The 24,097-nt window shown below is 65.6% G+C and carries 21 protein-coding genes; 10 read left to right on the top strand and 11 right to left on the bottom strand.

From position 1 onward, the window contains the following. Positions 1–99: 99 nt before the first annotated feature. Positions 100–366, bottom strand: a complete 267-nt coding sequence (locus ATJ93_RS15590) for a DUF7553 family protein (protein ID WP_120245570.1) — start codon at positions 364–366, stop codon at positions 100–102. Between the two features lie 290 nt (positions 367–656). On the opposite strand from ATJ93_RS15590, the gene ATJ93_RS15585 reads away from it, so the two are divergent. The 3 genes from ATJ93_RS15585 to ATJ93_RS15575 all read left to right on the top strand — a co-directional run bounded on the left by ATJ93_RS15585 (position 657) and on the right by ATJ93_RS15575 (position 4,243). After that, positions 657–1,424: a DUF4397 domain-containing protein gene (locus tag ATJ93_RS15585; RefSeq protein WP_170155591.1), complete on the top strand. Its 768-nt coding sequence runs from the start codon at positions 657–659 to the stop codon at positions 1,422–1,424. A 137-nt stretch (positions 1,425–1,561) separates the two neighbouring features. Next, on the top strand, positions 1,562–3,628 hold the full coding sequence (uvrB, locus tag ATJ93_RS15580; protein ID WP_120245569.1) for an excinuclease ABC subunit UvrB: 2,067 nt from the start codon (positions 1,562–1,564) through the stop codon (positions 3,626–3,628). 63 nt (positions 3,629–3,691) lie between these two features. After that, positions 3,692–4,243 (top strand): hypothetical protein, encoded by a 552-nt coding sequence (locus ATJ93_RS15575; protein WP_120245568.1) that lies wholly within the window; start codon positions 3,692–3,694, stop codon positions 4,241–4,243. 113 nt (positions 4,244–4,356) lie between these two features. On the opposite strand, the gene ATJ93_RS15570 is transcribed toward ATJ93_RS15575, so the two are convergent. Beyond that, complete coding sequence (locus ATJ93_RS15570) at positions 4,357–5,583, bottom strand: putative manganese transporter (RefSeq protein WP_120245567.1); 1,227 nt, start codon at positions 5,581–5,583, stop codon at positions 4,357–4,359. Between the two features lie 131 nt (positions 5,584–5,714). Further along, entirely contained in the window at positions 5,715–7,955 is a 2,241-nt protein-coding gene (locus tag ATJ93_RS15565; protein WP_147376657.1) for a hypothetical protein, read from the bottom strand. Between the two features lie 415 nt (positions 7,956–8,370). On the opposite strand from ATJ93_RS15565, the gene ATJ93_RS15560 reads away from it, so the two are divergent. After that, positions 8,371–9,162, top strand: a complete 792-nt coding sequence (locus ATJ93_RS15560) for a hypothetical protein (protein ID WP_120245565.1) — start codon at positions 8,371–8,373, stop codon at positions 9,160–9,162. 9 nt (positions 9,163–9,171) lie between these two features. Here the strand turns inward: ATJ93_RS15560 and ATJ93_RS15555 are convergent, their stop codons facing one another. The 7 genes from ATJ93_RS15555 to ATJ93_RS15525 all read right to left on the bottom strand — a co-directional run bounded on the left by ATJ93_RS15555 (position 9,172) and on the right by ATJ93_RS15525 (position 15,095). Next, positions 9,172–9,963 (bottom strand): PH domain-containing protein, encoded by a 792-nt coding sequence (locus tag ATJ93_RS15555; protein ID WP_170155590.1) that lies wholly within the window; start codon positions 9,961–9,963, stop codon positions 9,172–9,174. After that, on the bottom strand, positions 9,960–10,739 hold the full coding sequence (locus ATJ93_RS15550; RefSeq protein WP_120245563.1) for a hypothetical protein: 780 nt from the start codon (positions 10,737–10,739) through the stop codon (positions 9,960–9,962). Before ATJ93_RS15550 ends, ATJ93_RS15555 begins: the two co-directional genes overlap by 4 nt. A 92-nt stretch (positions 10,740–10,831) precedes the next feature. After that, positions 10,832–11,314 (bottom strand): GNAT family N-acetyltransferase, encoded by a 483-nt coding sequence (locus tag ATJ93_RS15545; protein WP_120246026.1) that lies wholly within the window; start codon positions 11,312–11,314, stop codon positions 10,832–10,834. A gap of 104 nt (positions 11,315–11,418) precedes the next feature. Then, positions 11,419–11,715: an SUI1 family translation initiation factor gene (locus ATJ93_RS15540; RefSeq protein ID WP_120245562.1), complete on the bottom strand. Its 297-nt coding sequence runs from the start codon at positions 11,713–11,715 to the stop codon at positions 11,419–11,421. 78 nt (positions 11,716–11,793) lie between these two features. Then, a complete protein-coding gene (locus tag ATJ93_RS15535; RefSeq protein WP_120245561.1) occupies positions 11,794–12,456 on the bottom strand; it encodes a DUF192 domain-containing protein in 663 nt (220 codons plus the stop codon). Positions 12,457–12,531: 75 nt separating this feature from the next. Beyond that, the gene (locus tag ATJ93_RS15530; protein WP_120245560.1) at positions 12,532–14,301 is read right to left on the bottom strand and encodes an excinuclease ABC subunit C; all 1,770 of its coding nucleotides are present in this window, start codon (positions 14,299–14,301) and stop codon (positions 12,532–12,534) included. 26 nt (positions 14,302–14,327) lie between these two features. Continuing rightward, the gene (locus ATJ93_RS15525) at positions 14,328–15,095 is read right to left on the bottom strand and encodes a hypothetical protein (RefSeq protein ID WP_120245559.1); all 768 of its coding nucleotides are present in this window, start codon (positions 15,093–15,095) and stop codon (positions 14,328–14,330) included. Positions 15,096–15,217: 122 nt separating this feature from the next. On the opposite strand from ATJ93_RS15525, the gene ATJ93_RS15520 reads away from it, so the two are divergent. From ATJ93_RS15520 to ATJ93_RS15500, 5 genes are all read left to right on the top strand, one after another. After that, entirely contained in the window at positions 15,218–15,547 is a 330-nt protein-coding gene (locus ATJ93_RS15520; RefSeq protein ID WP_245977599.1) for a hypothetical protein, read from the top strand. Between the two features lie 122 nt (positions 15,548–15,669). Further along, positions 15,670–16,614 (top strand): ABC transporter ATP-binding protein, encoded by a 945-nt coding sequence (locus tag ATJ93_RS15515; protein ID WP_120245557.1) that lies wholly within the window; start codon positions 15,670–15,672, stop codon positions 16,612–16,614. Further along, a complete protein-coding gene (locus ATJ93_RS15510; RefSeq protein WP_211334075.1) occupies positions 16,611–17,615 on the top strand; it encodes an ABC transporter permease in 1,005 nt (334 codons plus the stop codon). Before ATJ93_RS15515 ends, ATJ93_RS15510 begins: the two co-directional genes overlap by 4 nt. A gap of 131 nt (positions 17,616–17,746) precedes the next feature. Next, positions 17,747–18,709, top strand: coding sequence for an ArsA family ATPase (locus ATJ93_RS15505; protein WP_120245556.1), 963 nt, complete (start codon positions 17,747–17,749; stop codon positions 18,707–18,709). Between the two features lie 90 nt (positions 18,710–18,799). Continuing rightward, positions 18,800–19,084 (top strand): DUF7577 domain-containing protein, encoded by a 285-nt coding sequence (locus ATJ93_RS15500; RefSeq protein WP_120245555.1) that lies wholly within the window; start codon positions 18,800–18,802, stop codon positions 19,082–19,084. 151 nt (positions 19,085–19,235) lie between these two features. Here the strand turns inward: ATJ93_RS15500 and ligA are convergent, their stop codons facing one another. Beyond that, the gene (gene ligA, locus ATJ93_RS15495) at positions 19,236–21,317 is read right to left on the bottom strand and encodes an NAD-dependent DNA ligase LigA (protein WP_120245554.1); all 2,082 of its coding nucleotides are present in this window, start codon (positions 21,315–21,317) and stop codon (positions 19,236–19,238) included. A gap of 199 nt (positions 21,318–21,516) precedes the next feature. Here ligA and ATJ93_RS15490 point away from each other — a divergent pair, with 199 nt between their 5' ends. Next, positions 21,517–24,078 carry a PAS domain-containing protein gene (locus ATJ93_RS15490; RefSeq protein ID WP_120245553.1) on the top strand — a complete coding sequence of 854 codons (2,562 nt, stop codon included), beginning with the start codon at positions 21,517–21,519 and terminating at the stop codon, positions 24,076–24,078. Positions 24,079–24,097 lie beyond the last annotated feature (19 nt).

The following is a 24,097-nucleotide window of genomic DNA, read 5'->3' as shown; positions in this document are numbered from 1 at the left end:
TCCCGATCGCTTTTCAGTGTCTGCTCTCGTTTTTGCCGTACCAGTCGTCTCAGCCGTCGATAGTCGACTCGAGCAGCGCGTCGCTCGAGAAAAAGAAGCCTACGCCTGATCGACCTGTTCGCGGTAGTCCTCGACGGTCTCGATGGCCGACTCGACCTTGTCCTTGGTGTTGCCGTCGGCCCGCTCGCGGACCTGCCGGAGCGTGTTGAGCCGCTCGTCGAGGATCGCGTGATCCGGTTGGGTGTCGCCCATCACGTAGTCGGCGAACGCATCGGTCGTCTCGCGGATGTCGTCTCGCACGTCGTCGTCCGCCGATTTGGCCGCTTCCTCGAGGTCGTCTCGGGCTTCTTGCAGTTGTTCCGTCATAGCTGAACCCATTACGAGGCGACCCATAACGATTGAGCGAGCAGTCGCCACGTGACGAACGCCGTCCGCCGGAAGGGGTATCGTACGGCGGAATACGACGACGCTACCGGCTCGGAGCGCCCAGTGTCGCCGATAGACCGAACGGGGCTCTCGTCTCACCGCTCGAGTTACGGCTCGCCTTCGCTCGTCACCGGCAGGCTACACCGCGCTCGGCGGCGGGAAACGACGGAACAACCACCGATACTAACACACACAACTTTTCGCCTCCGGTCCTCCGACTCGGTCGCACCATGCCAGTATCACGGCGGACGGCCCTGAAATCGCTGGGCGTCGCAGGTGGATTGACTGCAGCGAGCGGCACAGTCTTCGCGACCGGCGAACACGAATCGGACGAACGATCGAAACAGAAGAAAGGCGGGACCGCCGGTGACGAGCACGAGCAGGCGACCGACGTCCCCGCCGCCGCGGTTCGCGTCGCGCACTTCTCGCCGGACGCGCCGAACGTCGACGTCTACGTCGACTGGACCCGCGTCCTCGAGGACGTTCCCTACGGCGAGATCTCGCCGTACCTCGAGGTCGAGCCGGGCACGTACACGGTGACGATCACGCCGGCCGGCGATCCGGAGACGAAAGCGTTCGAGGGCGAGGTCACCGTCGGATCGGGCTTTTACACCGTCGCGGCGATCGGCGAACTCGGCGCGGGCACGTTCCGGCCCGAAGTCCTCACCGACGCCGGTTCGGCGCTGGTGCGGGCATTCCACGCCTCGCCGGACGCACCCGCGGTGGACGTCTACGCCGACGGCGAACCGCTGTTTACGAACCTCTCCTTCGGCGAGTCGACGAACTACCTCGCCGTGCCGGCCGGCAGCTACTCGCTGTCGCTCCGGCCGGCGGGCGACGCGGAGACGGTCGTCGCCGAGTTCGACGCGACGGTCGAGGCCGGCACCGCCTACACCGCGAGCGCGATCGGCTACCTTCAGCCGCCGGCTGACGCCGCGGATCGCGGTCTGGAGGCGGCGATTTCGGTCGACGGCGCGATGAGTGCGAGCGACGACTGACGACGTCTCGCGACCCGATCGATTTTTCGACGGTTTCGGCTCCGGCGCGGACGGTCTCGGCCGCGACACGGGACGGCTGTACGGCCGGGTTCGCCACATGCGAGCGCGTAAAGTACCTCGAACCCCTGTCACCGATAATGAGCGACTCCGAGTCTCGAGGCCCGCTCCAGCCGGACCGTCCCGACGTCGACCGGCCGTTCGAGGTCGACGCGCCGTTCGAACCTGCGGGCGACCAGCCCGAAGCGATCGAACAGCTCGCCGACGGGTTCCGGCAGGGAATGGACAAGCAGACCCTGCTCGGCGTGACGGGCTCGGGAAAGACCAACACCGTCTCGTGGGTGATCGAGGAGATTCAGAAGCCGACGCTCGTAATTGCACATAACAAAACTCTCGCGGCCCAGCTCTACGAGGAGTTTCGGAACCTGTTTCCGAACAACGCCGTCGAGTACTTCGTCTCCTACTACGACTACTACCAGCCCGAGGCCTACGTCGAGCAGACCGACACCTACATCGACAAGGACGCGTCGATCAACGACGAGATCGACCGCCTGCGCCACTCCGCGACGCGCTCGCTGCTCACCCGCGAGGACGTCATCGTCGTCGCCTCCGTCTCCGCCATCTACGGCCTCGGCGACCCGCGCAACTACGTCGACATGTCCCTGCGTCTCGAGGTCGGCCAGGAGATCGGCCGCGACGAACTCCTGAAACAGCTCGTGGACCTGAACTACGAGCGCAACGACGTCGACTTCACCCAAGGCACCTTCCGCGTCCGGGGCGACACCGTCGAGATCTACCCGATGTACGGCCGCTACGCCGTCCGCGTGGAACTCTGGGGGGACGAGATCGACCGCATGGTCAAGGTCGACCCTCTCGAGGGCGAAACCAAGGGCGACCAGCAGGCCGTGCTCGTCCACCCGGCCGAGCACTACTCGATTCCGGAGACGAAACTCGAGCGGGCGATGGACGAGATCCGCGAGGACCTGGATAAGCGCATCTCCTACTTCGAGCGCAAGGGCGACATGATCGCCGCCCAGCGCATCGAGGAGCGCACTACCTTCGACCTCGAGATGATGCAGGAGACGGGCTACTGTTCGGGGATCGAGAACTACTCGGTCTACCTCTCGGACCGCGAGTCTGGCGACGCACCCTACACCCTGCTGGACTACTTCCCCGACGACTTCCTGACGGTGGTCGACGAGTCCCACCAGACGCTGCCCCAGATCCGCGGCCAGTACGCCGGCGACAAGTCCCGCAAGGACTCGCTGGTGGAGAACGGCTTCCGCCTCCCCACCGCGTACGACAACCGACCGCTCACCTTCGAGGAGTTCGAGGAGAAGACCGATCAGACCCTCTACGTCTCGGCGACGCCGGGCGACTACGAGTACGAGCACAGCGATCAGATCGCCGAGCAGATCGTTCGACCGACCCACCTCGTCGACCCCGAAATCGAGGTCACGGACGCGACGGGCCAGATCGACGATCTGATGGACCGCATCGACGAGCGCATCGAGCGCGACGAGCGGACGCTGGTCACCACCCTCACCAAGCGCATGGCCGAGGACCTCACGGAGTATCTCGAGGAGGCCGGTGTCGACGTCGCCTACATGCACGACGAGACCGACACCCTCGAGCGCCACGAGATCATCCGCTCGCTGCGACTGGGCGAGATCGACGTGCTCGTGGGGATCAACCTGCTGCGCGAGGGGCTGGACATCCCAGAGGTCTCGCTCGTCGGAATATTGGACGCCGACCAGGAGGGCTTTCTGCGCTCCGAGACGACGCTGATCCAGACGATGGGTCGTGCAGCGCGGAACGTCAACGGGAAGGTCGTCCTCTACGCCGACGACCCCTCGAACGCCATGGAGTCGGCCATCGAGGAGACCCGCCGCCGCCGGCGGATCCAGCAGGAGTTCAACGAGGAACACGGCTTCGAACCCACCACGATCGAGAAGGAGGTCGGCGAGACCAACCTGCCCGGCAGCAAGACCGACACCTCCGAGGTCTCCGGCAAGTCGCTCGAGGACGAGGACGACGCCGCCCGCTACATCGACGAACTCGAGCAGCAAATGCAGGAAGCCGCGAGCAACCTCGAGTTCGAACTGGCGGCCGACATCCGCGACCGGATCCGCGAGGTGCGCGAGGAGTTCGACCTCGAGGGCGGCGACGAGGACGAGGGGATCGCGCCGCCGACCGAGGAGTTCTGAGCGGACCGCGGGAACGTACTCGATCAGAAGACTTTCACCGCCGGTGCCACGAGCGGGTGACGGATGCGCCGACTACTACTCGTCGTGGCGCTTGCGGCACTCGTATCGGTCGCCGGCTGTTCGGGATTCGGCGGTGAGACTGCCGCACCGTCGTCCGACGCCGACGGAACGCTCGAGGTTGCCGGTAACGGCACCGTCGACACCCAGAACCGGACGACCGACGCCACGGCCACCAATCAGACGGTGCAAATCGAGGCGAACGAATCGGTCGCCGGAAGCGAGTGGGAGTCGCTGTCGGTGACGTACCCGCGCGAGCACTTCACCGTCGAAAGCGCCCAGCACGACGAAATCGCGCTCGGCGTCGATACGAACGGCGACGGGTCGATCGACCGCGAGTTCAACGAGACCCACGTCAGCGGCGTCAACAACAACGACTACTCGTTCACCGTCGAACTCGACGCCGAGTACGCGCTCGAGGCTGGCGACGTGATCGTTGCCGAGTATCCAGCCGTCGACAATCCGTCCGAACCGGGCGAGTACGTAGTCGAGGTGGCCCTCAACGAAGCGCAGACTGTCGAGGGAACGATCACGATCGCGGATGACGAGGATCCCTGACACTCTCGAGAGGACCAGCGCCGACAGGAGTCGATAGACGCTTTTTCTGTTGAATCGGCGGCGCCGTCGAATCGTCGAAGGTAGAACGACACAATCCGAGCAGAACGGCCGATTCAGAGTACGCCGAAGCCGAACTCAGCCATGCCGAAGACGGGCGCCCACAGCAGATGCAGCGCGACGCCGACGACGACCGCGGGCAGGAAGTTGTAGATCGAGGCGACGACGGCCGCCTTCGCGTCGACGGCCAGCAGCGGGAACAGCGCGTCGCCGTCCTGGGCGATCGCGTTGGCGGTCAGCGCGGAGAACGGGAGCCCGCCTTCGGCGTAGACGCTCGCCAGCAGAATCTGCGGGCCGCAGCCCGGAATGAGGCCGACGACCGCGGCGCCCATCGGCGCGAGGACGCCAGCGGTCGAGGCCAGCGCGGCGACGTTCAGCCCGGTGAGGAGGACGGCGTACTCGTAGACGAGGAAGGCCACGAGCACCCAGACAGTGACGAAACTCGTCTCCATCGCCGCGTGGGTGAGCGTGTCGTAGACCGATTTGAAGGAGTCTCGAGCCCGCGCGATCTCGCCTTCGCCGACGTAGTGGCGGCCGACGACGTAGAGGTAGAGCGATAGCAGGGCACCGACGATCCCGACGACAGTGAACAGGCCGTCGAAGCCGAGGCCGGCCGTAAGCGGGACTTCGGGACCGCCCCGGAACAGGTACACCGATCCGAGGACGAGTCCCGCGACGGCGGCGACCCACCACAGGACGTGTGCGAGGTGAGACAGCGGCGTCAGCACTCGAGAGTGCCGATCGGGCCCGGTCTCGTGGGCGTGGGTCGGCGCCGGCCCGCAGTAGTCGTGGGCGGGGTTCGGCCCGACGCCGCCGTTGACGACTGTGCCGCCGTCGGGCGTCGCATTGGGCGAGAGGCGAGCCACGGCGGCGTCGACCCGCGAGACGCCCAGCCCGACCGAGTCCACGAGGTAGCCGGTCGCGACCGAGGCCGCGAAGGCGATGGCGTAGGCGTACAGCGCGGCTTCGGGCGCGAGTGCGAGGATCACGAACGCGGAGTCGCCCGCGGTCGCCCCAAGGGTCGCGACGACGGTCCCGAAGCTGACCGTCCCGCGGACGTACAGCGGCATGACGATGATCGCGCCGCCACAGCCCGGCGTCAGCCCGAGCAGCCCGCCGAACAGCACTTGCAGCCGCTCGTTGTCCTCGATCGCCGCGAGTAACGCGCCGTCGGTCCGGTACTGAATCAGGCCGAACGCAAGCACCGTCACCGCGACGAACGCGCTCACCTGGACGTAGCCGTCCCGCAGCGACTCGAGGAGGACCGTCAGTAGATCGTTCATATCGACGCACCTCTAATTACTACACTCCTAAACCGAGGATTAGACATCTCTAAAAATGTGTTGAGCGTCACACAGTAAATAGCTATCGCTATCTGTAATACTGGTGAATTGTGCGCCGAATTCCGGTCGCGTTACGGGCGCTCTTCGCCCGGCTTGGACTCGTTGTCTGCGGTATCGACCGATAATGGTGAAGCGGAGCGGTCGTTTCGATTCCGGTCGGGTTGCGTATAGATCGCATAGCCAACGAGCCCGAATCCGAGCAGAATCGCCAGAACGCTGCTCGTGAGAACAGCGTCGTGGAGTATCGTCCAGCCTGCCGATTTTGAACCGATGTGAACGTCTGTCCCCACCGACGGCACCGGCAACAGCTCGAGTTCCCGCGGCTCGTCCGAGGCGGCGGACGCCGACCGTGCGGATGTCGCTGTCTCGCTCGCGTTGCGACTTACGGTATAGGGCACCGTCGCACGATTGTCCTCCGTGGCCACGACGAGTCTGTACTCGCCCGTTGCGTTCGGAGCGGCGTGCTCGAGCGTAACCGACTCGGTTTCCCCGGTGCCGAGTTCGAGACGCGTTCGCTCGACGTCACCGGATTCCGTGTCGACGGTGACGTCGACGAGGTCGGGAACCTCGCCGGTGTTCGTCGTCGTTACAGTGACTGGCACCGTCCCGCCCGGCGCAACGTCGGCGGGGGCCTCGACGTCGTCGAGTTCGAAGTACGAGGATCGGTTCGTCGCCCACGAGGGCGTTACGTCGGCATCGACCGCTACTGTGGTTGTTTCCGTTAGTCCAAACTCATCTCGAGCCTCGACCGCGAGCGTGTACTCGCCTAACGCTTCGACCGTGAACTCGGCTGTCGACTCGTTCGTCCGTTTTGTTGCGATCGTCTCATCACTATCGCGAAGTTCCCACGCGTACGTCTCAAGGCGGGGTAAATTCGCGTCGCTATCGGCGGTCTGAACCGCGGTAACGACGAACGACTCGTGAGTTCGGATCCGATCCGGTCGCTTGATATCGAGCGTACGATCCGGCTCGATGACGTCGATCGTCGTGGAGACGTTCGTTTCAGTGCCGGCCGTCCCGCGCACTAGTGCGCTTGCAGTGAGATTCTTCAGGTCGGTAATTGGAATCTCAAGCGAGGGAGACTCTCGCCGGCCAGCGGTGTGGTTTCGCTCCTGTTCGCCGATTGTCCACGATACCGACTCGACCGGGCGATTCGAGTTAGCGACGGTTACCGTCACGTTCTCGCCGACCGGTACGGGATCCGGCGCCGCCTCGAGCGAGACGTTGATCACTTCGGGGAGTCGTACCGTGTGGTTCGTCGTCTTGTCGACGGTTATCGTTTCGATCTGCGTCCGCGGAACGAATCCGTCGTCAGGCGGTTCGACTTCGATGACGACGTCACCGGCGACAGTAAGTGGCCGATCCGATTCCGGAATCGGACGCCCGTCCGCGTCGGTCGTCGTTTCGAACGTGACTATCGCACCGTTGCTGCTGTGCGTATACGTCACCGTAGCGTCTTCGGCCGCGGTTTCGGACTGATTTCCGACGACGACGGTCTCGAGTACGTGTGGGTCGGGAAGGATATGCGTTCCGACGTCGATGGTCTCGTCGTTCTCGTGGAATCGGACAGTATCGATAGCGTAGAGATCGACATAATCGGCGGGGCCGCTATCAGGTTCGGAGCTGTTCCCGACGAGGGTCGGGTTCACGGCGACGATTTCGTACGTTCCAGACTCGTCGGTTGAGAGAGTAAATGAGCCATCATCGCGCGTTACGTTTTCTGCGACTACCTCCCCGTCCTCGCGAAGCTGTACCGTCTGTGAGAGTCCCTCGTCGTCGGTACCGGCGAGTCGACCGATAACCGTCGGGGACCGATCGACGATCTCGATCGTCGCCGTCGTCTCTGCACGGTGATTCGCTTCCGTCAAGACCTCGAGGACGACATCTGTCGTCCCGGGTTCGTCGAAAGTGTACTCGAGCGTCGGCTCCCAGGTGATAACCTCGTCTTGCGTGTCAGGGCCGTTGATCTCCCAGACGTAGGCGCCGATTTCGTCGTCGACGCCCGGATCGGATTCGGAAGCGTTGAACGATACTGTTTCTCCGGTACTGGCAGTTTTCGGCGCCTCGAACGTCGCAGTCGGAGCCGTTTTCGTCTCGTTCTCAGCAGAACCGGTGGCCGTTTCGTTTTCGCTATCGAACGACGATTCGTTTCCGCTGTCGGTCGTCGATCCGTTCTCACCATCCGATTCGTTCTTAACAGGGCCGAACGCAGCAGTTGACCGGATTCGTTTGTCGGTCGCGGGCACTGGCGACCGCACCTGTGGTTCGACCCGCGCCATCGCTGGTTCCTGAACCGCTGATCGTATTCTCATATCCTGTGTCGACGCAACTGTGCTCTGGGTGTCGCCGAGTGTTGGTTCGCTATCGGTCGCGACACTATCGACCGGGATGGGACCCGCTACTCCCGCACCGACGACGGTGACAAGAAGGAGAGCAAGGATGGGGAACCGTTCAGGGATTGGCATCGATTTCGGTGTGTATCTAGTACTCCAATCATTATAGAAATAAAGAATGTTCTATGGGTAGTCATCGGGAGTGTGGTCAACCTCGGGCGGTCTCAATGGTCAGGCACGTTCCCTTATCGTCACTGACGTAGACGGGACGAGTCAACGGTTATAAGAGATCGTGTTAGGAATGTTAGTAGTATCTATGGGCGGCCGCGGTGACTGGAACAGACGTCGGGTCGTGATCGGAACACCGCTCCTGCTGGCCGGAACAGCCGGGTGTATGCGATTCGCATCCGAAACGTCCTCGTCGATCGACCCAAAAATCGACGCGGTCGACGTTCCGCCAACAGCGTCCATCCACGATGACGTCGGCCTCCGGTGGCGGATTAACAACGCGAACGAGCAGTCCAGCACTCGCGAGGTTTCGGCCGTCGTCACTGTCGACAACCAACCCGTTACACAGAAATCTCTCGCTCTCGAGGCCGAATCGAATGCGACCATCGAGACTACGATCACGCCAACGGAGCCGGGCGAACACAACCTTGCCGTGGTCGTTGAGAACGAGGACGGTGAGCGCCTTGCTCGTTGGACCGGTACTCTCACTGTTCTCGGTCGCACGCTGACGCTTGATTGGGACACCACGTTCGTCCCGGCGACACACGCCGCCAGTGCATCCGATACTCGGCACCTCGCTTATGCCTGCTTCCTCGTTCAGTGTCGCCGCGGCGACACCGTGATTGCGGAGTACGAAGTCGGAAATGGCTCGTCGCTCGCGTTCATCAGCGGTGCCTATCCGCCGGAGCCCATCACTGATGCGCGATTAGAAACGTTCGACGGCACGCAGGGACGATGGCTCGGCACTGAGGAGGAGCAAACAGTCGTCGCTGTCCCCGATTCGGAAGTACTCGCCGAAGCCGAGACGCTCGAACTGCACGGCTACTCGCTCCTCGAGACGACAACGACCGTCACTGTTTCCATCGACGAACGGGGCACCATCGATACGGCTCCCGTTCCGACCCGCGACGACGGTGAGGCCGTGCTCGAGATCGACGTCACCGACGACGACGGCTGAGGTGTCGGTTTAGCTGTCGCTCGAGAGTCGGTCCCGGTTCTGTGCTTGCTCGGCGAGAAGCCGTTGAATGTGCGCTTGTACGACTTCGGGTTCTCTGAGGTGTTCGAAGGCGAGAAAGCCGAGACTGCGATTAGTGCCTGCCGTCAGCAGTCGAATCGTGCCAACGCCTAGGGATGCCTGATAGCGGCTCTGCGTGAACTCGTGTCCGCGAAGCTTACTAACCGGAATCTTTCGAACCGTTCGTTTGTACGCGAGGTTATACCGTCGGATCAGCGCATCATCCCGGATCTCGTACCGCGTTCGCCACAGCACGACGAGCTGGACCGAAAACCGAACGACCGTCACCGTCACGAGCACGGCGATCGCATACTGGACGATTTCGGCGATGACTGGATCTCCGAAGAGGTCCGGCCGGAACATAGGGATCGCCAGGGCGACCGTCCCGCACAGTAACACCGAACTCAGCAACAGCAACACGGGCCGGAGCATCGGCGTCGTCTCGTAGCGGATCGTCCCGGTTGATCCCGCAGCCGCGTCCGATTGCGTGGTCGTCGTCCCTTCGTCGTACGACATCGTGACCGTTCGGTCTCGAGTCGGCGGCTCGTCGTCCGGGGTCGCACTCGAGTCGGTCGACGCTTCGCCTGACAGTCCTCTCTGCACCTCGGTGGCCGTCTCTGCACCGGTAGTGGCCTCGGTAGTGTCGATGTCGCTCCCGTCGGTGACGCCGGTCTCGTCCACCGCATCACCACCGCGATCGTCGGTATCTCCCTCAGAATTGTCTTTGCGATTACAGTTCGTCATACGCCGATCGTGAGGTAGATCGCCCCGAGAACGTACAGCGCGGGCGAAGCGAGTACGAACGCCGTCGCACATAAGGCCTGGATTCGCGTTGCGTCGTGCGAGGTTCGTGCTCCTGCGTATAGCACGTACAGGAAGTACATCCCCGAGAGTAACAGAACCGTCAGCAGTGCCTGCTCGACGGTCGCGATCGCGGACAGTTCGGGTCGGCTCGCCTCGACCGGTGGGACCAGATCGGCGCCGACGAAATCGATGAAAAACTGGATGAACGACGCCTGCAGCCAGAGCAGCAGTCCTTCAGCGGTTTTGAACCCTGACTCCGTCGACACGGAGACGACGATCGAGAACATCACTGCCAGATAGATCCCCGTGGAATAGCTCACCGCACGCAGCGATTGAACGATGCCGTTCGAACTCCCGGCGAGAACCGTCCCAATATGGAACGTGACGAGCGTGAGCACCGTTGCGAGCAGGAGGAAGATACCGTTCGCGAGCAGCGCCGTCCCGAACTGCCAGACCGTATCGGGGTTACCGACGATCGGTTCGAGGACGGTGCTGACGGCCGGCGGAGCGGTCGTGCTGTTCCGGACACCGTAACCGGCGAGCGCGAGTGGAGCCGTGTACAGGAGGAGATTCGCGAAGTACACGGCCACGAGTCGAACGGCGTCGATGATTGCATCGACCCTATTCGCGGGTTCTTGATCCGGATCGACCCGAACGAAATCGGAGGGGCGGACGAGGACGTCGACCGGCCAGCGTAATAACTGCCCTGCTGTCATGTCTACCCCGTTCGAACTGGTCCATAATATTGTTTTTGACCGACATCTATCGCGGTCAATATATCCGCTCCTGTCGTAGTCGGTGTCGTACCCTACAACTCGAGCGTGTACACGACTTCACGTCGCTGCTCGTCGCCGATCTCGACGGTCCCTTCGCCAGTTCGTTCGAACCCTTGCCGTTCGTAGAACTCGCGGCCGCCCTCGTTCGAGGCGAGGTCGATCGCGCGCATCCGCTCCATGTTGAAGTCCTGCAGGTCTTCGCAGAGTCGCTCGTGCAGCGCGGTCCCGATCCCTTCGTTCTGGTAGTCTGGATGGACGGCCATGCGGAGGACGTCACCTTCGTCTTCGGTGACGACGCCGTGGGTGAAGCCCACGACCTCGCCGTCCGTTTCAGCGACGAGGAACGCGGTCCCGGCCTTCGAGAGTGCCATCTCGAGGGCGTCGTCGCCGTACCACTCGTCGATCGTTTCGTCGACGGTGTCGGCGTCGAGTTCGTCGTAGGTGTCGTGCCAGGTGTCGCGGGCGACGGCCCTGATCTGCTCGCGGTCTTCGAGCGTCGCGGGACGGATCTCGATCTCGGATGGTGTCATACGGCGGGCTACACCGGCGGCCGATAAAGTGCTAACACCCCGTCGGATGGCCGATACGTTCCCCTTCCGCCGAATCACTCCGCGGGTCGCTACTCGCGAACGTCGAATCCGCGATCGCGAAGCAGGTCGGGCACGCGGTCGCGGTGATCGCCCTGCAACTCGATGTGGCCTTCGGTGACCGTCCCGCCCGTCCCGAGCGAACTCTTCAGGTCGGAGGCGACGTCCTCGATTTCGGACTTCGGCAGGTCGAACCCTTCGACGATCGTCACCGGCTTGTCGTAGCGTCGGCTCTCGGTGCGGAGTCGCAGTTGCTGTTGTGACGTCTCGAGGTCGCCCTGGGTGTCGAGTTCGTCGAGCAGATCCTCGAGGTCGTCGTCGTTTGACATACGGTGACATTGGGACGGACGCGCGGATAGCCCTGTCCTTGCGCTCGCAACTGTCCGACTGTCGGGCGGCGGCCGCGATTACTGGTCCAGGTCGAACTCGAGCACGTCGCCCTCGCTGACGTCGCGCTCGGTCGTCCACTCGTAGGCGACTTCGAGGACGTACTGTCCCTCGCCGGGATACTGGTGCGCTTCGGACTCGCCGTCTTCGCCCGGTTCTGGTGCGGGCGCGTGGTGGATGCTGGTAATCTCGCCACCGGCGTCGGCGTAGATGATATCGATGCCGAAGTCCATCTCCCGCATGACGAAGGTGCGCTCCTCGACGGACTCGTAGACGAACAGCATGCCGCGGTCCTCGGGGAGCTCCTCGGTGTCGCTCAGCCCGAGGTAGCGGAGTTCGCTCGTGTCGGCGATCGCTGCCGTCACCGACCCGAGTTCGTCGCCCTCGGGCGTGACGACCGCCACCTCGGTCGTTTCGTAGTCGTAGTCTCCGTGGATGGACGATTCGCCGTCGCCGTCGGTTTCGGTCCCGTTTTCGTCGGACGATTCGTTTCCGCCGCTATCGCCGTCGCCGCTCGTCGACTCGGATTCCTCGCCGCCAGTCCCGTCAGTTCCATCGGTTCCGTCGGTCGAATTCTCCGTTTCGTCGCTCGATGCACCCGAACCGATCGCGTCGAGGCAACCGGCGGCCGCGACCGTTCCGGCGACCGCGAGAAGGTGTCGTCGGCTCCACACGTCTGTCATACCCGTCCTTCCAACGAGCCGGATTAAGTGATTTCCGTCACGCGACCGTGACACTCTTCGGACCCGTCGCGTCGCCTACCCTTCGAGTCGCGACTTGATCGTCTCCGCCGTCTTCTCCCCGACGCCGGGGACGCTCCGGAGGTCCTCGAGGCTCGCCTCGCGGACGTTCTCGACGCTGCCGAACCGACCCAGCAGGCGCTTTCTGGTTTCGGGGCCGACGCCTTCGACGTCGTCCAGCACGGTCTTGACCTCGTCGCGGACGGTCTGGTGGTACTGCACCGCGAAGCGGTGGGCCTCGTCGCGGACCCGCTGGAGGAGGTGAAGGTGGGGTGCGTCGTCGGGCCACGAGAACTCCCGGTCGGGCGTAATCACGCGCTCCTCGGCCTTCGCGAGCGCGACCGCCGGCACGTCCCAGCCGACCGCCGCGAGCGCGTCCCGGGCGGCCTCGAGTTGCCCCTGGCCGCCGTCGATCAGCAGGAGGTCGGGGTCGGGCCGGTCGTCGCGGTCCTCGACGGCCCGGCTGGCGCGCCACTCGAGCAGCGCGCGCATGTTGTCGTAGTCGTCGTTCTGGTCGGTGAGCTTCTTCCGCCTGTAATCCGCCTTCTCGGCGCTGCCGTCGACGAAGGTGACGTCGCTGCCGACCGCCGATTTCCCCTGGGCGTGGCTCACGTCGAACCCCTCGATGCGGCGGGCCGAGTCGATCTCGAGGGCGTCCGCGAGCATCCCGCACTCGTCGCGGCGGCCGACGTTCCGGCGGGCGTTCTTCAGCGCGAGGTCGACCAGTTTCGCCTCGCGGCCGGCGCCGGGGACGCGCACCGAGACGCCCTCGGCCTCGAGCCAGGCGGCGACCTCCTCGTCGCCGTGGCGCTCGGGGAGCAAGATCGCGTCGGGCAGGCGGCGCTCGGCGTAGTACTGGACGATGAAGGCCGCGAGGACGGCGGGGACGCCGCCCTCGCCGTCATCCGCGGGCCCGTCGATATCCGTCGAACCGGGCGCCTCGAGCGTGTGGCGTTCCCGATCGACCAGCTTCCCGTCCTCGGCGCGCAGGCGGGCGACGGTCGCGTCCTCGCCCTCGATGGCGACGCCGAGCACGTCGACCGCGCGCTCGTCGCCGACCGACTGGACGGCCTCGCCGCCCTCGCCGTGGAACGCCCGCACCGTCTCGAGGCGGTCCCGCAGGTTAGCGGCGCGCTCGAAGTTCTGGTCTGCGGCGGCGGCCTCCATCTCGCGGCGCAGCGGGTCCGCGAGGATGCCCGTCTCGCCCTCGAGGAACCGCTCGACGGCGGTGACGTCTTCGCCGTAGCTCTCGAGGTCGATCTCGCGGGTGCAGGGCGCGGTACAGAGCCCCATCTCGTAGTCGAGACAGGGTCGGTCGCGGTTGCTGTACTTGTGGTCGGAACAGCCGCGGACGCCGTAGGTCTCGCGCAGCGCCTTCACGACGGTCTCGACCTGCCCCTTGTTCGTGTAGGGGCCGAAGACGGTCGCGGACTCGTCGGGGTCCCGCGTAATTTCGATCTGCGGGGCCTCGTGGTCCGTCAACTGGACCATCGGGTACGATTTGTCGTCCTTCAGCCGGACGTTGTAGCGTGGCTGGTGGCGCTTGATCAGGTTCGCCTCGAGCAACAGGGCCTGGGTCTCGGTGTCGGTGACGGCGATCTCGATGCCGTCGGCGCGCTCGACCATCCGCCGAATGCGGGCGCTGCGCGGGTCGGCGTAGGAGCCGACCCGGCTCCGGAGGTCGACGGCCTTCCCGACGTACAGCGTCGTCTCGTCCTCCCGAAACTGGTAGACTCCGGGCTCTCGCGGCAGCGATCGCGCGCGGTCGCGAACCCCCTCGGCGTTCATCGGCGGCCCTAGGGCGTCAGCGCGTTTCAGCCTGACTCATCGGGGTCGCCGCCCGGTCCGAACCCGTCCTCGCGCGCGCCGGGCTCGAGATCGGCCGGTCCGTCGACGCCGCGGCCGCCGGCGTCCCGTTCCTCGAGAGAGTCGGCCGACGGGACGGTGATGGGATCAGCGTCTTCCGCGTCCGTCCCCGGTTGAATCGCCGCCTCGAGTTCGCTGACGATGCCGGCCTCGATGTCCGCGTCGGTGATCGGCAGTTGGACGTCCTCGCCGCCGCTGATCCGGAGCGCGATCCGGCGCGACCGCGAGCGGAGGTACAGCGCGAGGTAGCAGACGGCGGCGGCGAGCGCGAGCGCGCCGAGCAGCACCGTCGCGAGTTCGACGGCCGAGAGCACGGTTTCGACGGCGTCGAACACCCCGTTCGTGACATCGGTCGCGGCGCCCGGCCCGTCCGCGCTGTCGGCCCCGTTGAGGCCGGGGACGAGTTCGGTCGCCTCGAGGAAGGTTCCGACCGCGACCAGGCCGCCGCCGAGCAGTCCCGGCCCGAGGGCCCGAAGCAGGTAGCTCGTCGATCCGCCGGTTTCGACGGTCACGCCGCGGACGTTCGGCCGGTCGATGGCGCGGTACGCGGCGCCCATCTCGGACTCCGCCGACGGCGAGGCGACGCCGCCGTCGTCCTCGGCGAACACGAGCACTCGGTGGGTCGTGACGACGACCGTCGCGTCCGCGAACTCGAGTCGGCGCTGCTTTCGTTCGCCGTCGTACAGCAACTGATCGACGTGGTCGCTCCAGGCCATCGTGTGTTCGTCTCGGTTTCGTCTGCGCGGTCGAGGCCCAAGTACGTCCGGGCCGATTCGCCGTATGCGAAATGCCGTCCGGACGCGGTACATTCTCGAGGATGGGGGGCGAACGGGCGTGCATGACCGATTCGACGGACGCGACGGACGGCGACGATACGGCGTCGACGGATAACGGCGACGAGGCGGACGACGCGGTCCGGTGCTGGCTCGTCGAGCGCGAGTTCGGCGACCGCAACTTCGTCACGATCGTCTACGCGACCCGCGACGGCGCTCGCTACCAGCAGTGGGAACGGTCGACGACCTCGCTGCGGACCGGCTCGCAGATCACCGCTGCCACCGAGATTCCCGAATCGGAACTCGAGTCGGTGACCGACGAGGCGACCCGCGAGCGCTACGCCCGGGAGGCCGAGCGGACCGCCGAACAGTACGATCCCGACGATCCGATCTAACCGACGTAAGTAGCTGATCGTCAGTTTGGGCGCGTGCTGGCGGTTTTTCCGCGCCCGATCGACCGGTATATTAGTCGCTGCAAGTGGCAACCCTTTTCGGCAAACGGGCTGACTACTCAGCCATGCCCGCTATTACAGTCGATTCCCTGACCAAATCCTACGGTCAGGGAGAGGGAGCAACCCTTGCGCTCGAGGATCTCTCCTTCGAGGTCCGCGAGGGCGAGGTGTTCGGCTTCCTCGGTCCCAACGGCGCCGGCAAGTCGACGACGATCAACGTCATCCTCGATTTCATCCGGCCGACCGCCGGGCGGGTCGAGGTGCTGGGCATGAACGCCCAGGCCAACAGCCGCGAGATCCGCGCGCGGACCGGCGTCCTCCCCGAGGGCGTCGAGACCTACGACCGCCTGACGGCCCGCCAGCACCTCGAGTTCGCCATCGAGTCCAAAGGGGCCGACGACGACCCCGAAGCCCTCCTCGAGCGGGTCGGCCTCCTCGACGCGATCGACAAGAAGGCCGGCGGCTACTCCAAGGGGATGTCCCAGCGGCTCATGCTCGCCATGGCGCTGGTCGGCGAGCCGGACCTCCTGATCTTAGACGAACCCTCCACCGGTCTCGACCCGAACGGGGCCCGCGAAATGCGCGATATCGTCCGCGAGGAGAACGCCCGCGGCGCGACGGTCTTCTTCTCGAGTCACATCATGGAGCAGGTCGAAGCCGTCTGCGACCGCGTCGGCATCCTCCGGGACGGCGAGATGGTCGCCGTCGACTCCGTCGAGGGGCTGCGCGACTCGGTCGGCGGCGGCACCTCGCTGCGGGTTACCGTCGACCAGCTCGACGACGAGGCCCTGCAGGCAGTGCGCTCGCTGCCCGACGTTTCGAACGTCGTGGTGGAAGGTGAGGACCCGCCGACGATCACCGTTCAGGTCCAGGGCGACGGCTCGAAAACGGCCGTTCTCGGCGAACTCGAGGACCGCGGCATCGACGTCCAGGACTTCTCGACGCGAGAAGCCTCGCTCGAGGACGTCTTCCGCTCGTACACGACGGGCTCGGAGGTGGAAGCGCGATGAGCGCCGATACTGGCTCCGGAGCCGGGACGGGGACCGACACGCGCGCCGGGACACCGTCGCCCGGCACCGCCTCGAGTTCGATCAACCTCGAGAGCGTCCGCGCAATCGCGAAGAAAGACTTCCAGGACTCGATCCGCTCGTGGATGTTCTGGGGGCTCAGCATCTTCTTTTTCACCCTGCTGGTCGCGGTCACGGGCGCAATTTCGTACTTCGGTGACGAAATCGCACAGGCCGGCGCGACGACGGAGGCGCTCATCTTGTTCGTCAGTCAGATCACGCGGCTGGTCATCCCGTTGATCGCGATCGTGCTGGGCTGGAAGTCGATCGCCGGCGAGCGCGAGACGGGGAGTATCAAGATCCTGCTCTCGCTGCCTCACTCGCGCAAGGACGTGCTGCTCGGCAAACTGCTGGGTCGCTCGGCCGTGCTCTCGATCTCGCTGGCGATCGGGTTCGCGCTCGCTGCAGTCGTCGTCGCGGTGATACTGGGCGGGTTCGACGTCGTCGACTACGTGAGCCTGCTCGCGATGGCGATCATCTACGGGCTCGCGTACACGAGCATCGCCGTGTCCCTGTCGTCGATGACGCGCTCGACGACCCTGGCTGGTGCCGCCATGGCCGGCATCTTCCTGCTGTTTTACCTCGTCTGGAACGCGATTCAGAGCGCGCTGCAGTTGCTGATGAACCGGGGAACGATCTCGGGCGTCACCTATACGCGTGAGGCCACCCTCCCCGACGGCTCTACGCAGCAGATATCGGCCGAGCGGCTGCCCGACTGGGCGCTGTTCGTCGACATGATCGATCCGGGCAACGCCTTCCAGAACGCGATCACCGTCCTCAGTTCGGCCGGCGGGAGCAACCTGGGAACGTCCTACCCCGAGTACTACTTCCCGGACGGGCTCCCGTTCTACCTCGAGAACTGGTTCTCCTTTGTCATCCTGCTGCTCTGGATCGTCGTTCCGATCGCGATCGCACTGTTCCGGTTCGATCGCGTCGACCTCTGAGGGACGGTCGGCTTGTTCGTCTTCGTCCGCTGTACCTGACGCTGCAACACGTTTCGTCGCCGAACACGTTCTCCACAGTCACACACGACGTTTAGGTGCCGATCTCCGGTACTCGAGCACGGGCTGATCCGATGACGGAGTGCATTCTCTACGGCGGCAAGGGCGGCGTCGGCAAGACGACCTGCGCGGCCGCTACGGCGATCAGACTGGCAACGGCGGGGAAGCGGACGCTCGTCGTGTCGACGGATCCGGCACACTCGCTGTCGGATTCGCTGGGCGTCCCCCTCGAGGCCGACCCCACCGAACTCGACCTTCAGGGCGGTGAGGGAGAGTTGTGGGCCGTCGAGATCGATCCGGACGCTCAAAAAGACCGCTACGAGGCCCTGGCGCGGGCGCTCGCCGCCGACCTCCGCAGCGCCGGCATCCGGCTCTCCGACGCGGAGATCGAGCGGCTCTTCGCCGGCGGCGCGCCCGCGGGGAGCGACGAGATCGCGGCACTGGACCTGCTCGTCGACTACGTCGAGTCGGGCGAGTGGGACGTCGTCGTCTTCGACACCGCGCCCACGGGCCACACGCTGCGGCTGTTCGACATGCCCGAGGTGATGGGACTGGCCCTCGAGACGACCCAGTCGCTCCGCGGACAGGCCCGACGGATCGGGACCGCGGCCCGGACGGCGATGTTCGGCCCGATGTCGATGTTCGCCGGTCGCGACGACGAGAGCGAGGACGACCTCGAGGCGTTTCGCGCTCGTCTCGAGCGGGCTCGCGATATCCTGACCGATCCCGAGCGGACCGAGTTTCGGGTCGTCTGCCTCCCCGAGGGGATGGCCATCGCCGAATCCGAGCGGCTGGTCGAGCGACTCCGCGAAGCCGACGTGGCGGTCGACCGGCTGGTCGTGAATCGCGTCTTCGAGGATCCCGAGGAGAATTGTTCGCGCTGTCGGTCGCGATACGAGCGCCACCGAGAGCGGGTCCGCGAGATTCGGGAGACCTTCCCCGACCTCGAGGTCGTCACGCTGCCCGAACAGGAGGGCGAGGTGCAGGGGCTCGAGGCGGTGCGGTCGGTTGCAGCAGCGTTTCGATCGCGGGCGTGATGGCGAGTGGACTGGCGAGGGTCCGGCGGAACAATCGGTTGTGACAACCAGTACCACAGAAGCTAACCGACCGTCGAACGTAGATCGCGTGTGGTCCCGCTCGAGGAGCTCTACGTAACTGTCGTCGGTATCCTCTTGCTCGCTGCGTTAGGGGCCTGTATTCCGGTTCTCCTGCAGATTTTTCGAGACGGCCTCGAGCGCCAGCGCAAGCGGACGTCCGGGGAGCGAAACCGCGGCACCGAAGCGGATGACGCCGACTCGAGCGCGTCCGCCCGACAGCGGACGGAGACGACGGCTCGCCTGACGTGCGATCACTGCGGGGCGACGAACGATTCCGAGTTCAGCTACTGTCGGTGCTGTTTGGAACGACTCTGATCGGTTTCGATTCGTGTGGGCCCTCGCTCGAGCCGCACCGGTGGCAGAAGGGCGGTCGGCGCCCGTCGTTCGTCGTTCGCTGACGATCGAGTTCACTCGGGATGGTCGGGCCGCGGCGTACCGATCGGCACGCGAACGCGGGCCGGCGATCCTACTCGCGGTCCGGGTCGACGCCCCTCTCTGCGAGCAACTCGCGGAACTCGTTCTCGTCGACGATCGGGACGTCGTTGGCCTCGGCGTCGTCGCGCTTCGTCTGTCCGGGATTCTCGCCGACGACGAGGTAGTCCGTGTTGCCGGAGACGCTGCTCGTGGCGTTCGCGCCGTGGGCCTCGACCGTCTCCTGAGCTTCGCCGCGCGTGACGCCCTCGAGCGAGCCCGTGAAGACGAAGGTGAGTCCCTCGAGTTCGTCGCCGGTCTCGACGTCCGTTTCTTGGGGCGAGACGTGCTCGAGGATGGCGTTGACGGCGTCGGCGTTGGCCTCGCTGGTGAAGAACTCGTGGATCTGCGCGGCGACGGTCTCGCCCACGTCGTCGACCGTCTCGAGGCGGTCGGGGTCGTCGACGGCGGCCTCGCGGACCGCCTCGAACGTCCCGAACTCGCGGGCGAGTTCCCGGGCCGTGGTCGGCCCGACGTGGGGGATGCCGAGCGCCGAGAGGAAGTCGGGTAGCGGCGGCTCGCGGCTGGCCTCGATCTCTTCGATGAGGTTCTCGGCGCTGGTTTCGCCCCAGCCCTCGAGCTCCGTCAGTTCGTCGCGCTCGAGTTCGTAGAGGTCCGCGACGGATTCCAACAACTCGGCCGCGACCAGTTGCCGGACGCTCTTCTCGCCCAGCCCCTCGATGTCGAGGCCGTCGTCGCTGGCGTAGTACTGGATCGACCGCCGGAGTTGGGCGTCGCAGGCCAGCCCGCCGGTACAGAAGGCGATCGGCCCGTCGCGCTCGATGGCGCTGCCGCAGACGGGACAGTGATCGGGCAGTTCGTAGTGGCCCTCCGTTTCCTTCTCGACGACCTCCGCGACGTAGGGGATGACGTCCCCCGCGCGCTGGACGCGGACCGTGTCGCCGACGTTGACGTTCTTCTCCTCGATCTCCTCGGGGTTGTGCAGGCTCGCCCGCGAGACCGTGACGCCGCCGACGTCGACCGGCTCGAGCAGGGCGACGGGGGTCACGCGGCCGGTGCGGCCGATCTGGACCGCGACGTCGGCGATCGGCGTCACCTCCGCGCGGGCGGGGAACTTGTAGGCGTAGGCGTAGCGGTCGTGCCGGGCCGTGCGGCCCAACTCTTCGCGGGCGTCGCGGTCGTCGACCTTGATGACGACGCCGTCGATCTCGTAGTTCAGGTCGTCCCGCACCTCGAGCATGCGGTCGCGGTAGTCGATGGCCTCGTCGATGTCGGCCACTACTTCGACGCGGTCGTTGACCCGCAGGCCCCAGTCGGGGAACCGCTCGAGTTCGTCGCGGTGGCTGTCCTCGAGGTCAGAGGCCTCGAGCACGTCGAAGAAGAAGACGTCGAGGGGCCGCTCCGCGACGATCGAGGGATCGAGTTGGCGGATCGTCCCCGCGGTGGCGTTCCGGGGGTTGGCGAACGGCTCCTCGCCGCGCTCGATGCGCTCGCGGTTGTACGCCTGGAAGGCGTCCTTGGGCATGTAGACCTCGCCTCGGACCGCGAGCCGGTCGGGGTAGTCGCCGTGGAGCTTCTGCGGCACGGAGCCGATGGTGCGGGCGTTTCGGGTGACGTCGTCGCCCTCGCGGCCGTCCCCGCGGGTGACCGCGCGCTCGAGGCGGCCGTCCTCGTAGACGAACTCCATCGAGACGCCGTCGAACTTCGGTTCGCAGACGTAGTCGACGTCCCCGACCTCGCGGCGCACCCGGTCGTCGAACTCCCGGACGTCGTCGGCCTCGCCGCTGTTGTCGATCGAGAGCATCGGCGCGACGTGCTCGACGGTGTCGAACTCCTCGATCGGCTCGCCGCCGACGCTGCGGGTGGGACTGTCGGGGTGGGAGAGGTCGAACTCATCCTCGAGGGCCTGCAGCCGCGTAAAGAGCGCGTCGTAGGCGCGGTCGGCGATGATCGGGTCGTTCTCGACGTAGTACCGGCGGTCGTGCTCGCGGATCGCCTCCCGGAGTAGCTCGACCCGCTCGCGGGCCTCGTCCGCCGAGAGGTCCTCGAGCGGCGCGAAGTCGGTCGGCGGATCCCGGAGGTACGGGTTGTCGGAGTCCTCGTCGGCGAGGGACATTGATCGTCGGTGGGTAGCCGCTCGTTTCGGTTAACGTTACTGAATGGGGGTGGAGATGGTCCGATCGAACGCCTTTAGCGCCGATTCGAGTTCTCTTCACCCTCTCCACTCCCGCCACTTTCGCCGCTCGAGTCGCCCGTGACTGGATGTCCCACGGTCCCGGTGACGTTTTATCCGTCGCTCGTCTGATTACGGTAGAATGGAGCCTGCGTCGTCGATGGACGGGGTCGACCTCGACGAGATCTACGGCCGCATCTCGGACGCCGTTTTCGCGCTCGACGAGGAGTGGCGATTCACGTATCTCAACGAGCACGCTCGCGAACTGATCGCCCCCGACGGACGGGCGCTGATCGGTGCGAATATCTGGGACGAGTTTCCCGACGCGGCCGAGCGACGGTTCAAACCCGAGTACGAGCGCGCGATGTACGAGCAAGAGCCGGTCTCGTTCGAGGAGTACTACCCCGAACCCCTCGACGCCTGGTTCGAAGTGCGCGCGTACCCCTCGGAGACCGGCCTGTCGGTCTACTTCCGCGACATCTCCGATCGCAAGGAGCGCGAACGGGCGCTCGAGGAGTTCCAGCGGCGCTACCGGACGCTGGTCGAGCACTTCCCGAACGGCGCCGTCGCCCTCGTCGACGAGGATCTCCGGTACGTCACCTTCGGCGGGACGCCGGAGGGGGACGCGGACGTCACCCGCGCGGACCTCGAGGGAGCGCCGCTTCGAGACGCGCTGCCGCAGGAGATAGGTGACGTCGTCATCCCCGGGTACGAGGCCGCCCTCGACGGCGAAATCTCGGCGTTCGAGAGCGCGGTCGACGACGAAATCTACAGATTCCACTTCGTTCCGGTTCGAGACGACGAGGGAGAGATCTTCGCCGCGCTGGGCATGTCCCAGAACATCACCGAGCGGGTCGAAACTCAACGAGCGCTCGAGCGGTCCGAGCAGCGCTACCGGACGCTCACGGAGTACTTCCCGAACGGGATCGTCGCGCTGTTCGATCACGATCTGCGGTACGAACTGGCGGCCGGCCGGGCGTTCGACGACATTCCCGTCGATCCCGACGACCTCGAGGGGAACCACTTCAGAGACGTCTGGGACGACGAGACCGCCGACGCGCTCCGACCGGCGTTCGAGGCCGCGCTGAACGGCGAGGAGCGCTCGATCGAACTCGAGTACGCGGGTCGGGAGTGGAGCCTCTGGGCGGTCCCCATCACCGACGAACGCGGCGACGTTTTCGCCGGCATGACGATGGCCCAGGACATCACCGAGCGCAAGGAGCGCGAGCGCTACCTCGCGGACGCCAAGTCGCAACTCGAGGCCGCCACCGAGGCCGGTGCGGTCGGCACCTGGGAGTGGGATATCGAGACCGATACGGTCGCCACCGACGCCACGTTCGCCCGCACGTTCGGGATCGATCCGGCGGCGGCGCGGGAGGGCGTCTCGCTCGACCGGTACCTCGACGCCATCCACGAGGCCGATCGCGACCGGGTCGAGGCCGAAATCGAGCGGGCCGTCGAAACCGGCGGCGAGGCCGAGGCCGAGTTCCGCGTGACGAACGCCGACGGCGAGATTCGCTGGGTCGTCGCTCGCGGTCGCGCCGAGTGCGATGAGGCGGGTAGGCCGGTCAGCTTCCCCGGCGCAGTCACCGACATCACGGAGCGCAAACGTGCGCAACTCCGACTCGAGCGGTACACGGACCAACTCGAGACGCTGTTCGAAGTGCTCCCTGTCGGCGTCATCGTTGCCGAATCGGACGGTCGCATCGTCGAGGTCAACGAGACGGCGAAAGAGATCTGGGGCGGACGGCTGTTCGAGGCCGAGTCCGTCGCGGAATACGAGCGATACCCGGCGGTGTGGGCGGACTCGGGCGAGCCGGTCGAACCCGACGAGTGGACGCTGGCCCGCGTGCTCGAGGGCGAAGAGGTACGGGACCCGGACGTGTTCGAGATCGAAGCGGCCGACGGCGAACGCCGGATCATCAGCGCCGAAGGGATGCCGATTCGAGACGCCGCCGGCGACGTCGTCCGCGGCGTCGTCACCATCACCGACGTCACCGATCGGCGGGAGAACCAGCGCAAACTCGAGGAGTCGAACGAACGCCTCGAACAGTTCGCCTACGCCGCCTCCCACGACCTGCAAGAGCCCCTGCGGATGGTCACGAGTTACCTCCAACTGCTCGAGAAGCGGTACGACGACGAACTCGACGCGGACGGCCGGGAGTTCCTCGAGTTCGCGGTCGACGGCGCCGAGCGCATGCGCGAGATGATCGACGCCCTGCTCGAGTACTCGCGGATCGAAACGCAGGGCGATCCCTTCGAACCGATCGATCTGAACGCGGTCCTCGAGGACGCCCTCGAGGACCTCCAGTTCCGGATCGAGGAGACCGACGCCGAAATCGTGACGGAGCAGTTGCCCCGCGTCGAGGGCGACGCGAGCCAGCTCCGGCAGGTGTTCCAGAACCTGCTCTCGAACGCGCTCACCTACAGCGGCGACGAGCCACCCCGAGTACACGTCAGCGCCGACCGGCGCGGCGACGAGTGGGTGCTCTCGGTCGAGGATAACGGGATCGGCATCGCACCGGAGAACCAGGATCGCGTCTTCACCGTCTTCGATCGACTGCACAGCCGCGAGGAGTACGACGGGACGGGAATCGGCCTGGCGCTGTGCGAGCGGATCGTCGAGCGCCACGGCGGCGAGATCTGGGTCGACTCCGAACCCGGCGAGGGCTCGACGTTCTCGTTCACGCTGCCCGTCGCGTGACGACTCGAGACCGAGCGGC

Source organism: Halopiger aswanensis (genome assembly GCF_003610195.1).
GTDB classification, from domain to species: domain Archaea; phylum Halobacteriota; class Halobacteria; order Halobacteriales; family Natrialbaceae; genus Halopiger; species Halopiger aswanensis.
This window is presented reverse-complemented; position numbering and strand designations above follow the sequence as displayed.

Bases quoted from the DNA above. Each gene is read 5' to 3' on its own strand.
- ATJ93_RS15590 (WP_120245570.1), bottom strand. From the start codon at position 366: ATGACGGAACAACTGCAAGAAGCCCGAGACGACCTCGAGGAAGCGGCC.
- ATJ93_RS15585 (WP_170155591.1), top strand. From the start codon at position 657: ATGCCAGTATCACGGCGGACGGCCCTGAAATCGCTGGGCGTCGCAGGT.
- uvrB (WP_120245569.1), top strand. From the start codon at position 1,562: ATGAGCGACTCCGAGTCTCGAGGCCCGCTCCAGCCGGACCGTCCCGAC.
- ATJ93_RS15575 (WP_120245568.1), top strand. From the start codon at position 3,692: ATGCGCCGACTACTACTCGTCGTGGCGCTTGCGGCACTCGTATCGGTC.
- ATJ93_RS15570 (WP_120245567.1), bottom strand. From the start codon at position 5,583: ATGAACGATCTACTGACGGTCCTCCTCGAGTCGCTGCGGGACGGCTAC.
- ATJ93_RS15565 (WP_147376657.1), bottom strand. From the start codon at position 7,955: ATGAGAATACGATCAGCGGTTCAGGAACCAGCGATGGCGCGGGTCGAA.
- ATJ93_RS15560 (WP_120245565.1), top strand. From the start codon at position 8,371: ATGCGATTCGCATCCGAAACGTCCTCGTCGATCGACCCAAAAATCGAC.
- ATJ93_RS15555 (WP_170155590.1), bottom strand. From the start codon at position 9,963: ATGACGAACTGTAATCGCAAAGACAATTCTGAGGGAGATACCGACGAT.
- ATJ93_RS15550 (WP_120245563.1), bottom strand. From the start codon at position 10,739: ATGACAGCAGGGCAGTTATTACGCTGGCCGGTCGACGTCCTCGTCCGC.
- ATJ93_RS15540 (WP_120245562.1), bottom strand. From the start codon at position 11,715: ATGTCAAACGACGACGACCTCGAGGATCTGCTCGACGAACTCGACACC.
- ATJ93_RS15535 (WP_120245561.1), bottom strand. From the start codon at position 12,456: ATGACAGACGTGTGGAGCCGACGACACCTTCTCGCGGTCGCCGGAACG.
- ATJ93_RS15530 (WP_120245560.1), bottom strand. From the start codon at position 14,301: ATGAACGCCGAGGGGGTTCGCGACCGCGCGCGATCGCTGCCGCGAGAG.
- ATJ93_RS15525 (WP_120245559.1), bottom strand. From the start codon at position 15,095: ATGGCCTGGAGCGACCACGTCGATCAGTTGCTGTACGACGGCGAACGA.
- ATJ93_RS15520 (WP_245977599.1), top strand. From the start codon at position 15,218: ATGACCGATTCGACGGACGCGACGGACGGCGACGATACGGCGTCGACG.
- ATJ93_RS15515 (WP_120245557.1), top strand. From the start codon at position 15,670: ATGCCCGCTATTACAGTCGATTCCCTGACCAAATCCTACGGTCAGGGA.
- ATJ93_RS15510 (WP_211334075.1), top strand. From the start codon at position 16,611: ATGAGCGCCGATACTGGCTCCGGAGCCGGGACGGGGACCGACACGCGC.
- ATJ93_RS15505 (WP_120245556.1), top strand. From the start codon at position 17,747: ATGACGGAGTGCATTCTCTACGGCGGCAAGGGCGGCGTCGGCAAGACG.
- ligA (WP_120245554.1), bottom strand. From the start codon at position 21,317: ATGTCCCTCGCCGACGAGGACTCCGACAACCCGTACCTCCGGGATCCG.
- ATJ93_RS15490 (WP_120245553.1), top strand. From the start codon at position 21,517: ATGGAGCCTGCGTCGTCGATGGACGGGGTCGACCTCGACGAGATCTAC.